The organism is Streptomyces sp. NPDC001933 (assembly GCF_042890955.1).
Classification (GTDB): Bacteria; Actinomycetota; Actinomycetes; order Streptomycetales; family Streptomycetaceae; genus Streptomyces.
On sequence record NZ_JBIASS010000002.1, the window covers coordinates 132,040 to 147,105 of the forward strand.

The following is a 15,066-nucleotide window of genomic DNA, read 5'->3' on the forward strand; positions in this document are numbered from 1 at the left end:
CCCGGCATGAAGCGGCCTCCGTGTTGCGGACGGCCGCCGCTTCACACGCGCGTGGTCAGTGCAGTGCCGGGGCGGAGCCGGCGCGGGTGGACGCGATCTCGTCGCCCGGTTCCATCGGTGCCGTCACGACGTCCGCGTCGCGGCCGCCGCCGATGTGGTTGAACAGGAGGTTCAGGATCACGGCCGCCACACAGCCGGTCGAGATGCCCGAGTCCAAAATGATCTTAGCGGTCTCCGGGAACGAGTGGTAGAACTCCGGAGCGGCGATCGGGATGAGGCCGACGGCCAGGGACACGGCCACGATCAGGACGTTGTTGTCCTTCTCCAGGTTGGCCTTGACCAGGGTCTGGATGCCGCTCGCCGCGACCGAACCGAAGAGCACCACGCCCGCGCCACCGAGGACGGGCCGCGGCACGACCGCGATCAGCGAGGCCGCCATCGGGCACAGGCCCATGAGGACGAGGAAGCCACCGCCCGTGGCGACGACGTACCGGCTGCGGATCTTCGTCATCGCGACGAGGCCGATGTTCTGGGCGAACGCGCTGCACATGAAGCCGTTGAAGACCGGGCTGATCGCCGAGCCGAGCGTGTCGGCGCGCAGACCGGCCGCGATGGTCTTCTCGTCGGCCGGGCGCTCCACGATCTCACCGAGCGCCAGCATGTCGGCCGTGGACTCGGTCATCGAGACGACCATGACGACGCACAGCGAGACGATCGCCGCGGCGGCGAACTGCGGGGCGCCGAAGTGGAACGGCGTGGGGAAGCCGATGATCGCCGCGTCGCCGATCGGGCTGAAGTCCGTGACGCCGAACGGGATCGCGATGAGGGTGCCGATGATCAGACCGAGGAGTACGGCGATCTGCTTCACGAAGCCGGTGGTGAAGCGCCGCAGCAGGAGGACGACGACGAGGGTGATGCCCGCGAGGGCGAGGTAGGTCGTCGAGCCGTAGTCCTTCGCCGCCGGGTTGGGCCCCTGGGCCCAGCCGAAGGCGACCGGCATCAGCGAGACACCGATGAGGGTGATGACCGTGCCGGTCACGACGGGCGGGAAGAAGCGCACCAGCTTGCTGAAGAAGGGGGCTGCTATGAACCCGAGGACACCGGCCACTATCACCGCCCCGAAAATGACGGGGAGCGCGTCCTTCTTGTCGTCGGTCGAGTTGACGACCGCGATCATCGGGGCGACGCCGGCGAAGGTGACACCGTTGACGAACGGCAGCCGGGCGCCGATCTTCCAGATGCCGAGCGTCTGGAGGAAGGTGGCGAGGCCCGCGGTGAAGAGACAGGCGCCGGTCAGGAAGGTGAGTTCCTTGGACGACAGGCCCACGGCCGCGCCCACGATCAGCGGCGGCGCGACGACGCCGGCGTACATGGCGGCGACGTGCTGGAGGCCGGTGGTCGCCATCTTCAGCGGCGGCAGCTTCTCGTCGACCGGATGCTTGCCTGCCGGGTTTTCGGTCCGCCCCTCGGTTTCCTCGTCGGGGGTGATGCCTTGCTTGGTGAACCTGGGCTTGGTGGCCACTGCGGCTCCTCCGGTTGTTTTCCAGTGCCTGGGCGGCACTCGCATCAGGGAGGTGGTGCGTCGTGCAAGGACTTGCCGGTATTCGGTTGTGGGTACTGCGCCCAGGTAGTGCTGACCGCCCCGAGACCGTGAAGCTTTGGGCCACGACTCGGGGCGGCACTTGAGCAGCCCGCTCGGCTGCTCAAGTCCGGTCGGGGGCCGTCCCCCCCGACCGGAGTTCATTGGGCGGGGGTGGCCGCCGGATCTCCGCGGAAGAAGGAGCGGCGTCTGGTACGTGCGATCGCGAGGCACCGGAAGGTCCTCGTAGCGGAGCTACTAGGGCCTTTCGGTAACGAAGCGAGCGTGCGTGCCAGGCGCCGCGACGCCGCGGAGATCCGGCGGCCACGCCCTAGCCCCCGGCGGCGATCCGCGCGAGGCGCTGCGCCTCCTGACGCGCATCGCGGGCGATGGCGTCCTCGTCGGCGTGCAACAGCCGTCCGTCCTCGACGACCGGCTTTCCGCCCACAAGAGAGAGCGTGACCGGGGCCGCCGCGCCGAAGACGATGGCGGTCACCGGGTCGGCGATCGAGGAGTGCCCGATGCCGTCGATCTTCCAGAGGACCAGGTCGGCGAGCTTGCCGGGTTCCAGGGAGCCGATCTCGGCGGCGCGCCCCAGGACCCTGGCCCCGCCGGCGGTGCCGAGCCTGAGCGCCTGGCGGGCGTTCAGCGCGGCCTCGCGGTGGGCGCCGAGCCGGTTGATGAGCAGCGCGTTGCGCAGCTCGGTGTGCAGTTCGCCGGACTCGTTGGACGCCGTGCCGTCCACGCCGAGGCCGACGGGTACGCCTGCCCTCAGCATGTCCGGGACGCGGGCGATGCCCGCGGCGAGGCGTGCGTTGGACGACGGACAGTGCGCGACACCCGTGCCCGTGCGGGCGAAGGCGGCGATGTCGGAGTCGTTCATGTGGACGCAGTGCGCCATCCACACGTCCTCGCCGAGCCAGCCCGTCGACTCGAAGTAGTCGGTCGGGCCCATGCCGAACAGCTCGTGGCAGAACTTCTCCTCCTCGACCGTCTCGCTGCCGTGGGTGTGCAGCCTGACTCCGAGTCGGCGCGCCAGCTCGGCGCCCTGCCTCATGAGTTCGGTGGAGACGGAGAAGGGGGAGCAGGGCGCGACGGCCACCTGGGTCATCGCCCCGAAGGAGGCGTCGTGGTGCGTGCGGACGGTCTCCTCGGTGGCGGCGAGCGCGCCGTCGAGGGTCTCGACCGCGAAGTCCGGCGGCAGGCCGCCGTCCTTGACGCTGCGGTCCATGGACCCGCGGGCGAGGGTGAACCGTACGCCCATGTCACGGGCGGCCCCGATGATGGCGCCGGACAGGTCGCCGGAGCCCTTCGGGTACACGTAGTGGTGGTCCATGGCGGTGGTGACGCCGCCGCGGGCCATCATCGCGAGCGAGCCCTGTGCCGCGACGCGGGCCATCTGTTCGTCGATGCGCGCCCAGGTCGGGTACAGCGCGACCAGCCAGTCGAACAGGTTGTGGTCGGTGGCGAGGCCCCGGGTGATCCACTGGTAGAAGTGGTGGTGCGTGTTGATCAGGCCGGGGGTGACCAGGTGCCCGGTGCCGTCGATGCGGCGTACGACGTCGGCCAGGTTCTCGGGGGCCCGGCCGGCGCCGACGGATTCGATGCGGTCGCCCGCGACGACGACATGGCCCGAGGCGTACTCGGTGTCGTCGGCGTCGACGGTCGCGATCGAACAGTTCTCGATGACGATGCGTTCCACATGGTCAGGGGCTGCCGATGCTGCCATGGTGCTTCCTTCTCTTTCCGGCGGTGTGGGCACGGCAGGACCCTAGGAGGATTTGAGTGCCACGGCCGTGCGGCCGTGGGTGCCGAGATGGTGGAAGAACAGGTTGAGCAGGACCGCGACGAGTGCTCCGGCGCTGATCCCGGAGCCCAGTACGGTCTGCGCCCAGGACGGGAATCCGGCGTAGAACTCGGGCGCGGCGAGCGGGATGATGCCCGCGCCGAGCGCCACGGCGACCAGGATGATGTTGGAGCTGTCGTCGAGTCCGGCCTCGGAGAGGGTGCGGATGCCGCTCACCGCGATCGAGCCGAACAGGACGATGCCGGCGCCGCCGAGTACGGGCATCGGCACCGTGGAGACCACCGCGCCGAGCACCGGGAAGACACCGAGGACCAGGAGCGCGCCTCCCGCGGCGGCGACGACGTAGCGGCTGCGCACCTTGGTCAGTGAGACGACGCCGACGTTCTGGGCGAAGGCGGAGGTGGGGAAGCCGCCGAAGACGGGGCCGAGGAGGGTGGCGATGCCGTCAGTGCGCAGGCCCCGGGTGATGGTCCTGCCGTCGGTCTCGCGGTCGCAGATCTCGCCGATGGCGAGCATTCCGGCGCTGGACTCCGTCATCAGGACGAGCGTCACCAGGCAGAGCGAGATGATCGCGGCGGGCTGGAACTCGGGCGCGCCGAACGCGAAGGGCGTCGGCAGCGCGGCGACCGGGGCGGAGCGGAGCGCTCCGAAGTCCGCCATGCCGAACGGGATCGCGGCCAGGGTTCCGATCAACAGGCCGAGCAGCAGGGCCACTTGCTTGACGAAGCCGCGGCCGAAGCGCTGGATGAGCAGGATGACCACGAGTGTGAAGGCGGCGAGTGCCAGGTACTTCATGTCGCCGAAGTCGGCGGCGGTCTTGTCGCCGCCCTGTGCCCAGGCGACCGGCACCGGCATCAGGGTCACCCCGATGAGCGTGATGACGACGCCTGTGACCAGCGGCGGGAAGAAGCGCAGGAGCTTGCCGAAGAAGGGTCCGATGGCGAGACAGAAGACGCCGGCGACCATCACCGCACCGTAGATGGCGGGGAGCTGGTCCCCCTTGGCGTTGGTCTCGGCGATGGCGAGCATCGGCGCGATTCCGGCCGAGGAGGCGGCGTTGACGAAGGGCAGCCGGTTGCCGACGAAGCCCTTGACGCCCAGGGTCTGCAGGAGGGTGGCCACACCTGCGATGAGCAGGCTCGCGGCAATGAGCCGGGTCCGGCCCGCGGTGTCGAGGTGGACGGCCTGGCCGATGATGAGCGGGGGCGTGACCACTCCCGCGTACATGGCGGCGATGTGCTGGAGCGCGGCCGGCACGAGCCGCGAGGGGTGGAGCTTCTGGTCGACCGGGTGGACCTCGGGTCCTTCCGGCCGGGTGGAACACGGGCCTTCTGCCGGCCCTTTTGCAGGCGTTGCCATGGCTAGCTGTTCCCTCCGGTGTGGCGCATCCCCGCCGACCGCGGTCGGCGGGGATGCGCGCCCCCGCGTCAGAGGTTGGTCATGTCGACCGGGATGTGCGGCTCGCAGCCGTCGCGCAGGATGGTGGCCTCGATCAGGCCGTAGGGGCGGTCGGCGGCGTAGTACACGGCGCCGTCCTTGGCTTCGTTCTCCAGGCCGAAGGCGGAGAGGTCCTGCCGGAAGTGGTGCTTGTTGGGCGCGGAGAAGCGGATCTCGTCGATCTCGCTCCGGCTGTTGATGACCCGCGAACCCATCTGGTAAAGCGTCTGCTGGAGCGAGAGCGAGTACGTCTCCACGAACGCCTGCAGGATGTGCTTCTTGGTCTGCTCGTAGGACTTCTCCCACTGCGGCATGCGCTGCTCGTCGGAGGTCCAGTTGTGCCGCCACCACGTCGACAGGGACGTGGCGAGGATGCGGTCGTAGTCCTCATGGAGCGTCGTGTACTTGTCCTTGATGAAGCCCCAGAACTCGGAGTTCGTGGAGTTCATCACGGTCAGGTCCTTGAGCCCGGACAGGACTTCGAACTTCGCCCCTCCGTCACCTTCGGCGGAGTACGTGATCTGCGCGAGGCGGGTCTCCTGGCCCTTGCGTACGAAGGAGTGCTGGACCTCGTCGGCGCCGATGAACCTGGAGTTGCCGTCGGAGCCGGCGATGCGCTCCCAGGCGTACTCCTCGATGCGGATGCGCGCGCGGTGGATCGAGGGCTGGCTGTCCACGAAGTGCCGGGCGAGGTGGATGCCGTACTGCTCGGCCGACTCGATGCCGTATTCCTTGGCGAACGCGAAGCAGGTGTTCTTCGTGGTGTCCGTCGGAAGGCAGTTGGCGTTCGAACCGTTGTAGTGGACGTCGTCCAGATCGCCGGAGAGGGCGACGGAGACGTTCAGGTCCTTGATGTGGTGGGTGTCGCCGTCCCTCGTGATCTTGACGACGCGGTTCTCTGCTTTGCCGTACTGGTTCTGGCCGAGAATCGTGGGCATGTCTGCTAGCTCCCTCGGTAAACGGAGTAGCCGAACGGGTTGAGCAGCAGCGGTACGTGGTAGTGCTCGCCCGGTACGACGGCGAAGGTGATCGCCACTTCCGGGAAGAAGGCACCGCTGTCCCTTACGCGGGGGGCGTCCTGCTGCGCCTCGGCTTGCTTCTTGGCTGCGAAGTACGCCTCGGTCTCGAAGTCGAGACGTACATGGGTGGTGCCCTCCGGCAGCGCCGGCAGGTCCTTGCATCGCCCGTCCGCGTCGGTCGCGGATCCGCCGAGTGCCGTCCACGGTGCGTCGCTGCCGCTGCGGGCTGCGAGCGTGATGGCGACGGCCGCGGCGGGGCGGCCGATGCTGGTGTCCAGGATGTGGGTGGACACCGATGCGGTGGTGTCGGTGCTCAAGACCGTCACTCTCCTTCGGTTACGAGACGGGTAAGCCGGATGCGGTTGATCTTGCCCAGCTCGGTGCGCACGTTTCCGCGCTCCTGCTCGGGCGAGTTCCCGATCCGGGACTTCACCGCGTCGCGCATCTGCTCGCCGGTGGCTCCGGTGGCGCAGATCAGGAAGACATGTCCGAACCGCTCCTGGTAGGCCAGGTTCAGTTCGAGCATCTCGGCCTTGAGTTCCTCGGTGGCGCCGGCCATCCCCCGCTGTTCGCGGGAGGAGGTCGGGTCCCCGGGCTTCGGGCGGCCGATCGGCGGGTGACCGGCCATCGCGTCGGCCAGATCCTGAGTGGTCAGCGCGGCCGTGGCGGCGTCACTGGCACTGAGGAGGGCTTCCGCGGTGGTGTACGGGCGTCGGGAGAGGATCGCTCTTCCCCATGCCGCGCTGGCGCACACCTCGTGCAACGCGGTGGTGGCCTCGTCGTCCGCCAGGGTGTTGAACCGGGCGAGGCCCGGTGTGGTGCTCGAAGTCACGGGAGCCTCCGTGGCTGTTTTCGCTGTGCGTTTTTCGCTTCGCGTCGGTCGGGCTGCGGATAGCTAACGCCCTCCGCAACACCACGTCAACACTTTGTTGAAATTACGCGAACGCAAAAAGCCGCCGCCCGGTGCTCCGGACGACGGCCCCCCGCGGTCTTGTGCGGCCTTCGCTCACCTACCGCCTCAACTACTCGCCTTTGGCGGCATTTTCCCTGTTCAGGTAGTTGTAGACGGTGAAGCGGCTGACCCCCAGCGCGCCTGCCACCGTCTCCACGCCGTGCCGTACCGAGAAGGCACCACGTGCTTCCAGGGTCCGCACCACCGACTGTTTGGTCCTGCGGTCCAGATCGGCGAGCGGCATGCCGTGCCGGCGCTCCATGGCGGCCAGGATGTGATCGAGGGAATCCGAGAGCTGGGGCAGCCGGACGGCTATGACGTCCTCGCCCTCCCAGGCCAGTACGACATCGTCGGGCTGGGCCTGGCCGGGTCCGAGCAGCTCGGCGCCCATGGCGTCGACGAGCGGCTTGACCGCGGTGACGAGCGGGTGATCGGCCGGTTCGGTCACTTGGACTCCTCTCCGACCACGTTCACCTGGAGGGACACCCGGGTGGCACCCGATGCCAGGGCGCGGCGCAGCAGCGAGTCCACCGCGGTGAGCACTTCGTCCGCCCCGCCCTCCGCCGTATTGCCGAAGGGGCCGACGTCCACGGCGTCCAGGTCGGCCGACTGGATGACCTCGCGGGCCACGACCGCGTGGGCGGGCGCCTCGTCGAGATCGAAGGGCTCGGTGGTGAACTCCACTCTCAAGCGCACTGTGCCTCCCTCATGCGTTCGCCGCGTCGCTGTGAAGCCCGCGGCTCGGGCCCGACCCTAACGGACCCGCGTCCAGCCGTGGGGAGATCGGGCGGGCCTCAGTGTCCGGCCGGGCGCGGGTCCGGGCAGGGCAGTACGCAGACGGCGACCGGGGCGGTGAACGCCTCACCCGTGCGGGTCAGGGCGCCGTTGCGGGCGTCGACCCGGAAGACCGTCACCGTGCCGGACCTCTGGTTGGCCGCGAAGAGCAGCTTCCCGTCGGGCGAGAAGGCGGTGTGCCGGGGGAAGTCGCCGCCGACGGGCACGGTGCCGAGCAGCCGGAGCGCGGCCCCGTCCTGCTCGACGGCGTAGCGCGCGATGCTGTTGTGCCCCCGGTTGGCGAGGTAGGCGAACCGGCCGTCGGCGGTGACCAGGAACTGCGCCGGGTAGCTGATGCCGGGGCCGGTCCCGGTGGACTGCGGGGCGCCCGGGGAGAGGGTGCCGGTGGCGGGGTCGTAGCCGCAGACGACGGCGGTGTTGTCGACCTCGCAGGCCAGGTAGGCGTGGCGGCCGCCGGGGTGGAACGTGAGGTGCCGGGGTCCGGCGCCGGGGCGCAGCGTCGCGCGGGAGACCTCGTCGAGCGTGCCGCGCCGTTCGTCCAGCCGGTACGTGTACACGGTGTCGTTGCCGAGGTCCACGGCGAGGACGTGGCCGCCGTCGGGGGTGGTGACGATCTGGTGGGCGTGCGGCCCGTCCTGGCCGGGGCCGGGAGGCGGGCCGGTGTGGGCGACCAGGTCGGTACGCTCCCCCAGCGATCCGTCGCCGCCGATGGGGTGCACCGCGACGCTGCCCGAGGTGTAGTTCGCGGTGAGCAGCCACCTTCCGGTGGGGTGGACGGACAGATGGGTGGGCCCGGCCCCGCCCGAACCGCGCGTCCCGAGCACCCGGTGGCCGCCGTCCGGCGACAGGGCGATGGCGCTCACGCCGCCCCGGTCCTGTTCGTCGACCGCGTAGACGGTGGCGCCCGAGGGGTGCATGGCCAGGTACGAGGGGTTGGCCACGCCCGTGATCACGGGACCGGCGGTGATGGCCCCGGTGACGGCGTCGTAGCCGGCCGTCCCGATTCCGGTGCCGCCGCCCTCGGCCGAGGTGTACGTGCCGATGAGCAGCCGCGGGGTGGTGCGCGGGCGCGGGCCGACGGCGGCCGCGGGATCCGGCGCGGGCCCCGGGGAGCGGGGCGGCGCGGGAGCCACCGACAGGGCCGCGCCCGCGACGAGTGCTCCGAGGACGGTGCGTCGGCTGGTGGCGTGGTTCATGCGAGGCACCTCGTGTGGGGGTCGGGCTGCATGGGTGGCACCAGCAACCCTGGCGCGCCCCGGACCTCATCGGCAACCGGCGCAATTGGGGTCCCACCTTGCGCAACCGGCGCGAAAGACCCGGGACCGAATTCCGGGCACCCCCTTGACAGCTTCCGCAGCTCCGGGCAATCTTCCGTTACGTAGAAACTAACTTCCGCAATACGGAAGGAGCGCCGAACCCTCATGGGCTACCCGGACCAGCGCTTCGATGTGAACCTTTCGATCCTCTTCACGGAACTCCCGCTCCTGGAGCGTCCCGCGGCCGCCGCCGCGGCCGGCTTCACGGCGGTCGAGCTGTGGTGGCCCTGGATCGAGACCCCCACCCCTCCGCAGGCCGAGCTCGACGCCCTCAAGAAGGCGCTCGACGACGCGGGCACGCAGTTGGTGGGACTGAACTTCTACGCCGGACAGCTGCCCGGCCCCGACCGCGGCGCGCTCTCCGTGCCGGGCGCGGAGTCGGACCGCTTCCGCGCCAATATCGACGTGGCGGCCGACTTCGCCGCCTCGGTCGGCTGCAAGGCGCTCAACGCGCTGTACGGCAACCGCGTCGACGGCGTGGACCCGGCCGTGCAGGACGAACTCGCCCTGGAGAACCTGGTGGTCGCCGCCCGTGCGGCCGACCGGATCGGGGCGGTGCTCCTGATCGAGACCCTCAACAAGCCGGAGTCGCCGCGCTACCCCCTGGTGAGCGCACCGGCCGGGATCGAGATCGTCGACAAGGTCAACGCGGCGACCGGTCTCGGGAACGCCAAGTTCCTGCTGGACCTGTACCACCTGTCGATGAACGGCGAGGACCTCAGCCAGGTCATCGCGGACTGCGCCGCGAAGACCGGCCACGTCCAGATCGCCGACAACCCGGGGCGCGGCGCGCCCGGCACCGGCTCGCTCCCGCTGGAGCAGCTCCTCGACGAGCTGACGAAGGCCGGTTACGACGGCTGGGTCGGCCTGGAGTACAAGCCGGGCGACCGGCCGAGCGCCGAGGCCTTCGAGTGGCTCCCGGCCACCGCGCGGGCAGCCCGCTGAGGGCAGCGAACTCCCCCTCGTACACACGCTTATCGGAAGGCACCATCATGAGCAACAACCTCCCCAAGGTTGCGTGGATCGGACTCGGCATCATGGGCTCGCCCATGTCCGAGAACCTGATCAAGGCCGGGTACGACGTCACCGGTTACACCCTGGAGCAGGACAAGATCGACCGGCTGGTCGCGGCCGGCGGCTCCGGCGCGGGCTCGATCGCCGAGGCGGTCCGGGACGCCGATGTCGTCATCACGATGGTGCCCGCCTCCCCGCAGGTCGAGGCCATCGCCTACGGCGCCGACGGCATCCTGGAGAACGCGAAGCCCGGCGCGCTGCTGATCGACATGTCCTCGATCACCCCGCAGACCTCCGTGGACCTCGCGAAGAACGCGAAGGACAAGGGCATCCGGGTGATCGACGCCCCGGTCTCCGGCGGCGAGGCCGGTGCCATCGAGGCGGTGCTGTCGATCATGGTCGGTGGCGAGCAGGCCGACTTCGACGCCGCCCAGCCCATCCTCCAGGCGCTCGGCAAGACCATCGTGCTGTGCGGTCCGCACGGCTCCGGCCAGACGGTGAAGGCCGCCAACCAGCTGATCGTCGCGGTCAACATCCAGGCGTGCGCCGAGGCCGTCGTCTTCCTGGAGAAGTCCGGCGTCGACCTCTCCGCCGCGCTGGACGTGCTCAACGGCGGATTGGCCGGCTCGACCGTCCTGACCCGCAAGAAGGACAACTTCCTCAAGCGGGACTTCGCGCCGGGCTTCCGGATCGACCTGCACCACAAGGACATGGGCATCGTCACGGACGCCGCCCGCAATGTCGGTGCCGCGCTGCCCGTCGGCGCCGTGGTCGCCCAGCTCGTCGCCTCGCTGCGTGCGCAGGGCGACGGCGGCCTGGACCACTCGGCACTGCTGCGTTCGGTCGAGCGCCTGTCGGGGCAGCCCGTCCAGGCCTGACCGGCCCGGCACACCCCAGAGACTTCCGGACGGCGTCGGCGCTGACACCTGTCCTGTCGCGCCCAGGCGTCGGCGCCGTCCGGAACACCACTCATCAAATTCAACAAACTGTTGACGCCGGGTTCGGGGCGTACTTACGCTCCTGGAGCCCCCGAGCCGTCGCAGTTCAGCAGCTCCCGTACGGAAGGTCGCCCCGACACCATGACGCAGCGTGTGCTTACGACCGAGTCAGGCGCCCCGGTCGCCGACAACCAGAACTCCGCCACCGCCGGTGTCGGTGGCCCGATCCTCCTCCTGGACCAGCACCTGCTGGAGAAGCTGGCCCGCTTCAACCGGGAGCGCATCCCGGAGCGCGTGGTCCACGCCCGTGGCTCCGGCGCGTACGGCTACTTCGAGGTGACCGACGACGTCACCGGCTTCACCCGCGCCGACTTCCTCTCCGCCGTCGGCAAGCGCACCGAGACGTTCATCCGCTTCTCCACCGTCGCCGACTCGCTGGGCGGCGCGGACGCGGTGCGCGACCCGCGCGGCTTCGCCCTCAAGTTCTACACGGACGAGGGCAATTACGACCTGGTCGGCAACAACACCCCGGTGTTCTTCATCAAGGACCCGATCAAGTTCCCCGACTTCATCCACTCGCAGAAGCGCGACCCGTTCACGGGCCGTCAGGAGCCGGACAACGTCTGGGACTTCTGGGCCCACGCGCCCGAGGCCACGCACCAGGTCACCTGGCTGATGGGCGACCGCGGCATTCCCGCCTCGTACCGCCACATGAACGGCTACGGCTCGCACACGTACCAGTGGACGAACGCCGCGGGCGAGGCCTTCTTCGTCAAGTACCACTTCAAGACGAACCAGGGTGTGCGGTCCCTCTCCAGCGAGCAGGCCGCCGAGCTCGCGGGCAAGGACAACAGCTCGCACCAGACGGACCTGCTCCAGGCCATCGAGCGCGGCACCAACCCGTCCTGGACGCTGTACGTGCAGGTCATGCCGGCCGCCGAGGCCGCGGACTACCGCTTCAACCCGTTCGACCTGACCAAGGTGTGGCCGCACAGCGACTACCCGCTCCAGCGGGTGGGCCGGCTGGTGCTGGACCGCAACCCGGACAATGTCTTCGCCGAGGTCGAGCAGGCCGCGTTCTCCCCGAACAACTTCGTGCCCGGCATCGGTCCCTCGCCGGACAAGATGCTCCAGGGCCGGCTGTTCGCCTACGCGGACGCGCACCGCTACCGGCTGGGCGTCAACCACACCCAGCTCCCGGTGAACGCGCCGCGCACCGCGGTCGTCGACAACTACGGCCGCGACGGGCTGCACGCCACCCGCAACGGCGCCCGCCACGACAAGAACTACGAGCCCAACTCGTACGCGGGCCCGGCCCAGACCGACGCGGCGCTCTCCGCCCCGCTCGCCATCCACGGCTGGACCGGCACCCACGCGGCGCCCGCCCACACCAAGGACGACGACTTCTTCCAGGCGGGTGAGCTGTACCGGCTCATGTCCGAGGACGAGAAGGGCCGTCTGGTCGCGAACATCGCCGGGGGCCTTTCCCAGGTGACCCGCGACGACGTGATCGAGAAGAACCTCACCCACTTCCACGCCGCCGACGCCGACTACGGCAAGCGCGTGGAGGAGGCGGTCCGCGCCCTGCGCGAGGACTAGGGTCTTTCGTTTGGATCAGGCCGGATCAGGGAGCGGGGCCCGGTGCGTGCGATCGCAAGGCGGAGGAGGGAGGCATGGCGGAGCCATGGCGACCGACGACAACGCGGCGAGTGTGCGTGCCAGACCCCGCGAGCCCGGCCTGATCCAAACGAGAGGCCCTGAGCCTCCCACCGAGCCCTGCTCGCGTCGCGTACCCGGATGAGGGGTGTCACGCGGCGCGGGCAGGACGAGGCCGCGGCGGTCGTGCGATGCCAGTGCGGTGGTGAGGGCCGGGATGCCTCCTCGTTCTCTGACCTGAAGAGGACGAGCCCTCCCGGCCCGATCGCCGCCGCCGCGGCCCCTGTTGTGTTCTGTTGTGTTTCCCGTGCCAGGGCGCGGAGTACGGATACGGTCCCGTACTCCGCGCCCTTCTTCATGCGTGCGCGCAGGCAGTGTGCCGGTCCCTTGGCTCCGCTCCCGCCCCGGTCCCGGGCCCCCGCCCCGACCGCGGGTCCCCGCCTCGGGCCCGGCTCCTGGCTCCTGGCTTCTGGTCCCCGCGTCCCCCGCGCGCCCCACGTGCCCCGCACGCCCTGCACGCCCGCACGCCCCACGTGCCCCGCACGCCCCACGTGCCCCGCGCACCCCGTGTACCGGAGAACGGCCGTGGCCCCCGCCCCCGGAGTCGGGGACGGGGGCCACGGGCCGCCGGCGGGTCGTCAGGACGCCGCGAGCGGGCGGATCGCGGTCGGTGCGTGGGACGGGTCCGTCGCGATGTCCTCGAACTCGTTGACGGAGGCGATGTCCGTACCGCTCATCGCGATGTTCGTGACGCGCTCCAGGATCGCCTCGACGACCACCGGCACCCGGAACTCCGCGGCCAGCTTCTTGGCCTCCTCGAAGGCCGGCAGCAGCTGGTCCGGCTCGGTGACCCGAATGGCCTTGCAGCCCAGGCCCTCGACGACCTTGACGTGGTCGACGCCGTACACGCCGAGCTCCGGCGAGTTGAGGTTCTCGAACTCCAGGTTGACCTGGAAGTCGATGTCGAAGTTGCGCTGCGCCTGGCGGATCAGCCCCAGGTAGGAGTTGTTCACCAGGACGTGGACGTACGGAATGCGGTGCTGCGCGCCGACGGCCAGCTCCTCCAGCATGAACTGGAAGTCGTAGTCGCCGGAGAGCGCCACGACGGAGCCGTCCGGGTCGGCCGTGGCGACGCCCAGCGCGGCCGGGATGGTCCAGCCGAGCGGGCCCGCCTGGCCGCAGTTGATCCAGTGGCGCGGCCGGTAGACGTGCAGCATCTGCGCGCCGGCGATCTGGGAGAGGCCGATCGTCGTGACGTACCGGGTCTCGGGGCCGAACGCCCGGTTCATCTCCTCGTACACCCGCTGCGGCTTCAGCGGCACGTTGTCGAAGTGCGTGCGGCGCTGGAGGGTCGCCTTGCGCTCCTGGGTGGAGGCGGCCCACTGCGAGCGGTCCTTGAGCCTTCCGGCCGCCTTCAGCTCGCGCGCCACCTCGACGAACAGCTCCAGCGCCGCCTTGGCGTCGGAGGCGATGCCGAGGTCGGGGGCGAAGATCTTGCCGAGCTGGGTGGGCTCGATGTCGACGTGGACGAACTTCCGGCCCTGGGTGTAGACGTCCAGCTTGCCGGTGTGGCGGTTGGCCCAGCGGTTGCCGATGCCGAGGACGAAGTCGGACTCCAGGAAGTTCGCGTTGCCGTAGCGGTGCGAGGTCTGCAGGCCGACCATGCCCGCGTTCAGCTCGTGGTCGTCGGCGATGACGCCCCAGCCCATCAGGGTCGGGACGACCGGGACGCCGGTCAGCTCGGCGAACTCGACGAGGAGCTCGGAGGCGTCGGCGTTGATGATGCCGCCGCCCGCGACGAGCAGCGGACGCTCGGAGGCGTTCAGCAGCTCCAGGGCGCGCTCGATCTGCTTGCGGGTCGCGGCGGGCTTGTGCACCGGCAGCGGCTCGTACAGATCGGGGTCGAACTCGATCTCGGTGAGCTGGACGTCGATGGGCAGGTCGATGAGGACCGGGCCGGGACGGCCGCTGCGCATCAGGTGGAAGGCCCGCTGGAAGACGCCGGGGACCTGCGCGGCCTCCAGGACGGTCGTCGCGGCCTTGGTGACGGGCGCCGCGATCGAGGCGATGTCGACCGCCTGGAAGTCCTCCTTGTGGAGCACGGCGGTCGGGGCCTGGCCGGTGATGCAGAGGATCGGGATCGAGTCGGCGATGGCGGAGTAGAGGCCGGTGATCATGTCGGTGCCGGCCGGCCCCGACGTGCCGATGCACACGCCGATGTTGCCCGGACGCGCCCGGGTGTAGCCCTCCGCCATGTGGGAGGCGCCCTCGACGTGACGGGCCAGCGTGTGATGAACCCCGCCGGAGGCCTTGAGGGCCGCGTAGAAGGGGTTGATCGCCGCGCCCGGCACACCGAACGCGTTGCTGACGCCTTCGCGCTTGAGGATCTCAACTGCCGCTCGGGCAGCGGTCATTCGAGGCATTGAGTGCTCCTGCTCGGACCTGGTGGAGTCGGGCTCTGTCGCGCCACCTGAGAGCACCAATTCCGCATTACGGAAAACTGATTCTGTGATACGGAAGTCAATCTAAGGCGCGCCCCGTCGACCGTCAAGA

General features: G+C 69.9%; 13 protein-coding genes. 3 read left to right on the forward strand and 10 right to left on the reverse strand.

Annotated features, from left to right (window positions below):
- Positions 1–55 precede the first annotated feature (55 nt).
- The 9 genes from ACFYY7_RS05490 to ACFYY7_RS05530 all read right to left on the reverse strand — a co-directional run bounded on the left by ACFYY7_RS05490 (position 56) and on the right by ACFYY7_RS05530 (position 8,785).
- Positions 56–1,405, reverse strand: coding sequence for a nucleobase:cation symporter-2 family protein (locus ACFYY7_RS05490; protein ID WP_388658369.1), 1,350 nt, complete (start codon positions 1,403–1,405; stop codon positions 56–58).
- 505 nt (positions 1,406–1,910) lie between these two features.
- A complete protein-coding gene (locus ACFYY7_RS05495; protein WP_388657393.1) occupies positions 1,911–3,308 on the reverse strand; it encodes an 8-oxoguanine deaminase in 1,398 nt (465 codons plus the stop codon).
- 42 nt (positions 3,309–3,350) lie between these two features.
- The gene (locus tag ACFYY7_RS05500; RefSeq protein ID WP_388657395.1) at positions 3,351–4,745 is read right to left on the reverse strand and encodes a nucleobase:cation symporter-2 family protein; all 1,395 of its coding nucleotides are present in this window, start codon (positions 4,743–4,745) and stop codon (positions 3,351–3,353) included.
- A gap of 68 nt (positions 4,746–4,813) precedes the next feature.
- A complete protein-coding gene (gene pucL / locus ACFYY7_RS05505) occupies positions 4,814–5,761 on the reverse strand; it encodes a factor-independent urate hydroxylase (RefSeq protein ID WP_388657397.1) in 948 nt (315 codons plus the stop codon).
- A gap of 5 nt (positions 5,762–5,766) precedes the next feature.
- Entirely contained in the window at positions 5,767–6,159 is a 393-nt protein-coding gene (gene uraH / locus ACFYY7_RS05510; protein WP_266728726.1) for a hydroxyisourate hydrolase, read from the reverse strand.
- Positions 6,160–6,164: 5 nt separating this feature from the next.
- Entirely contained in the window at positions 6,165–6,674 is a 510-nt protein-coding gene (gene uraD, locus ACFYY7_RS05515; RefSeq protein ID WP_351252772.1) for a 2-oxo-4-hydroxy-4-carboxy-5-ureidoimidazoline decarboxylase, read from the reverse strand.
- A 190-nt stretch (positions 6,675–6,864) separates the two neighbouring features.
- Positions 6,865–7,242 (reverse strand): helix-turn-helix domain-containing protein, encoded by a 378-nt coding sequence (locus ACFYY7_RS05520; protein WP_358947389.1) that lies wholly within the window; start codon positions 7,240–7,242, stop codon positions 6,865–6,867.
- The gene (locus tag ACFYY7_RS05525) at positions 7,239–7,490 is read right to left on the reverse strand and encodes a hypothetical protein (RefSeq protein WP_376316310.1); all 252 of its coding nucleotides are present in this window, start codon (positions 7,488–7,490) and stop codon (positions 7,239–7,241) included. Before ACFYY7_RS05525 ends, ACFYY7_RS05520 begins: the two co-directional genes overlap by 4 nt.
- A 98-nt stretch (positions 7,491–7,588) precedes the next feature.
- The gene (locus ACFYY7_RS05530; RefSeq protein ID WP_388657400.1) at positions 7,589–8,785 is read right to left on the reverse strand and encodes a lactonase family protein; all 1,197 of its coding nucleotides are present in this window, start codon (positions 8,783–8,785) and stop codon (positions 7,589–7,591) included.
- Positions 8,786–9,010: 225 nt separating this feature from the next.
- On the opposite strand from ACFYY7_RS05530, the gene ACFYY7_RS05535 reads away from it, so the two are divergent.
- From ACFYY7_RS05535 to ACFYY7_RS05545, 3 genes are all read left to right on the forward strand, one after another.
- A complete protein-coding gene (locus tag ACFYY7_RS05535) occupies positions 9,011–9,850 on the forward strand; it encodes a TIM barrel protein (protein ID WP_388657402.1) in 840 nt (279 codons plus the stop codon).
- A gap of 47 nt (positions 9,851–9,897) precedes the next feature.
- The gene (locus ACFYY7_RS05540) at positions 9,898–10,797 is read left to right on the forward strand and encodes a 2-hydroxy-3-oxopropionate reductase (RefSeq protein WP_388657405.1); all 900 of its coding nucleotides are present in this window, start codon (positions 9,898–9,900) and stop codon (positions 10,795–10,797) included.
- 201 nt (positions 10,798–10,998) lie between these two features.
- On the forward strand, positions 10,999–12,456 hold the full coding sequence (locus ACFYY7_RS05545; RefSeq protein WP_388657407.1) for a catalase: 1,458 nt from the start codon (positions 10,999–11,001) through the stop codon (positions 12,454–12,456).
- A 695-nt stretch (positions 12,457–13,151) separates the two neighbouring features.
- Here the strand turns inward: ACFYY7_RS05545 and gcl are convergent.
- Positions 13,152–14,927 carry a glyoxylate carboligase gene (gene gcl, locus ACFYY7_RS05550; protein ID WP_388657409.1) on the reverse strand — a complete coding sequence of 592 codons (1,776 nt, stop codon included), beginning with the start codon at positions 14,925–14,927 and terminating at the stop codon, positions 13,152–13,154.
- Positions 14,928–15,066 lie beyond the last annotated feature (139 nt).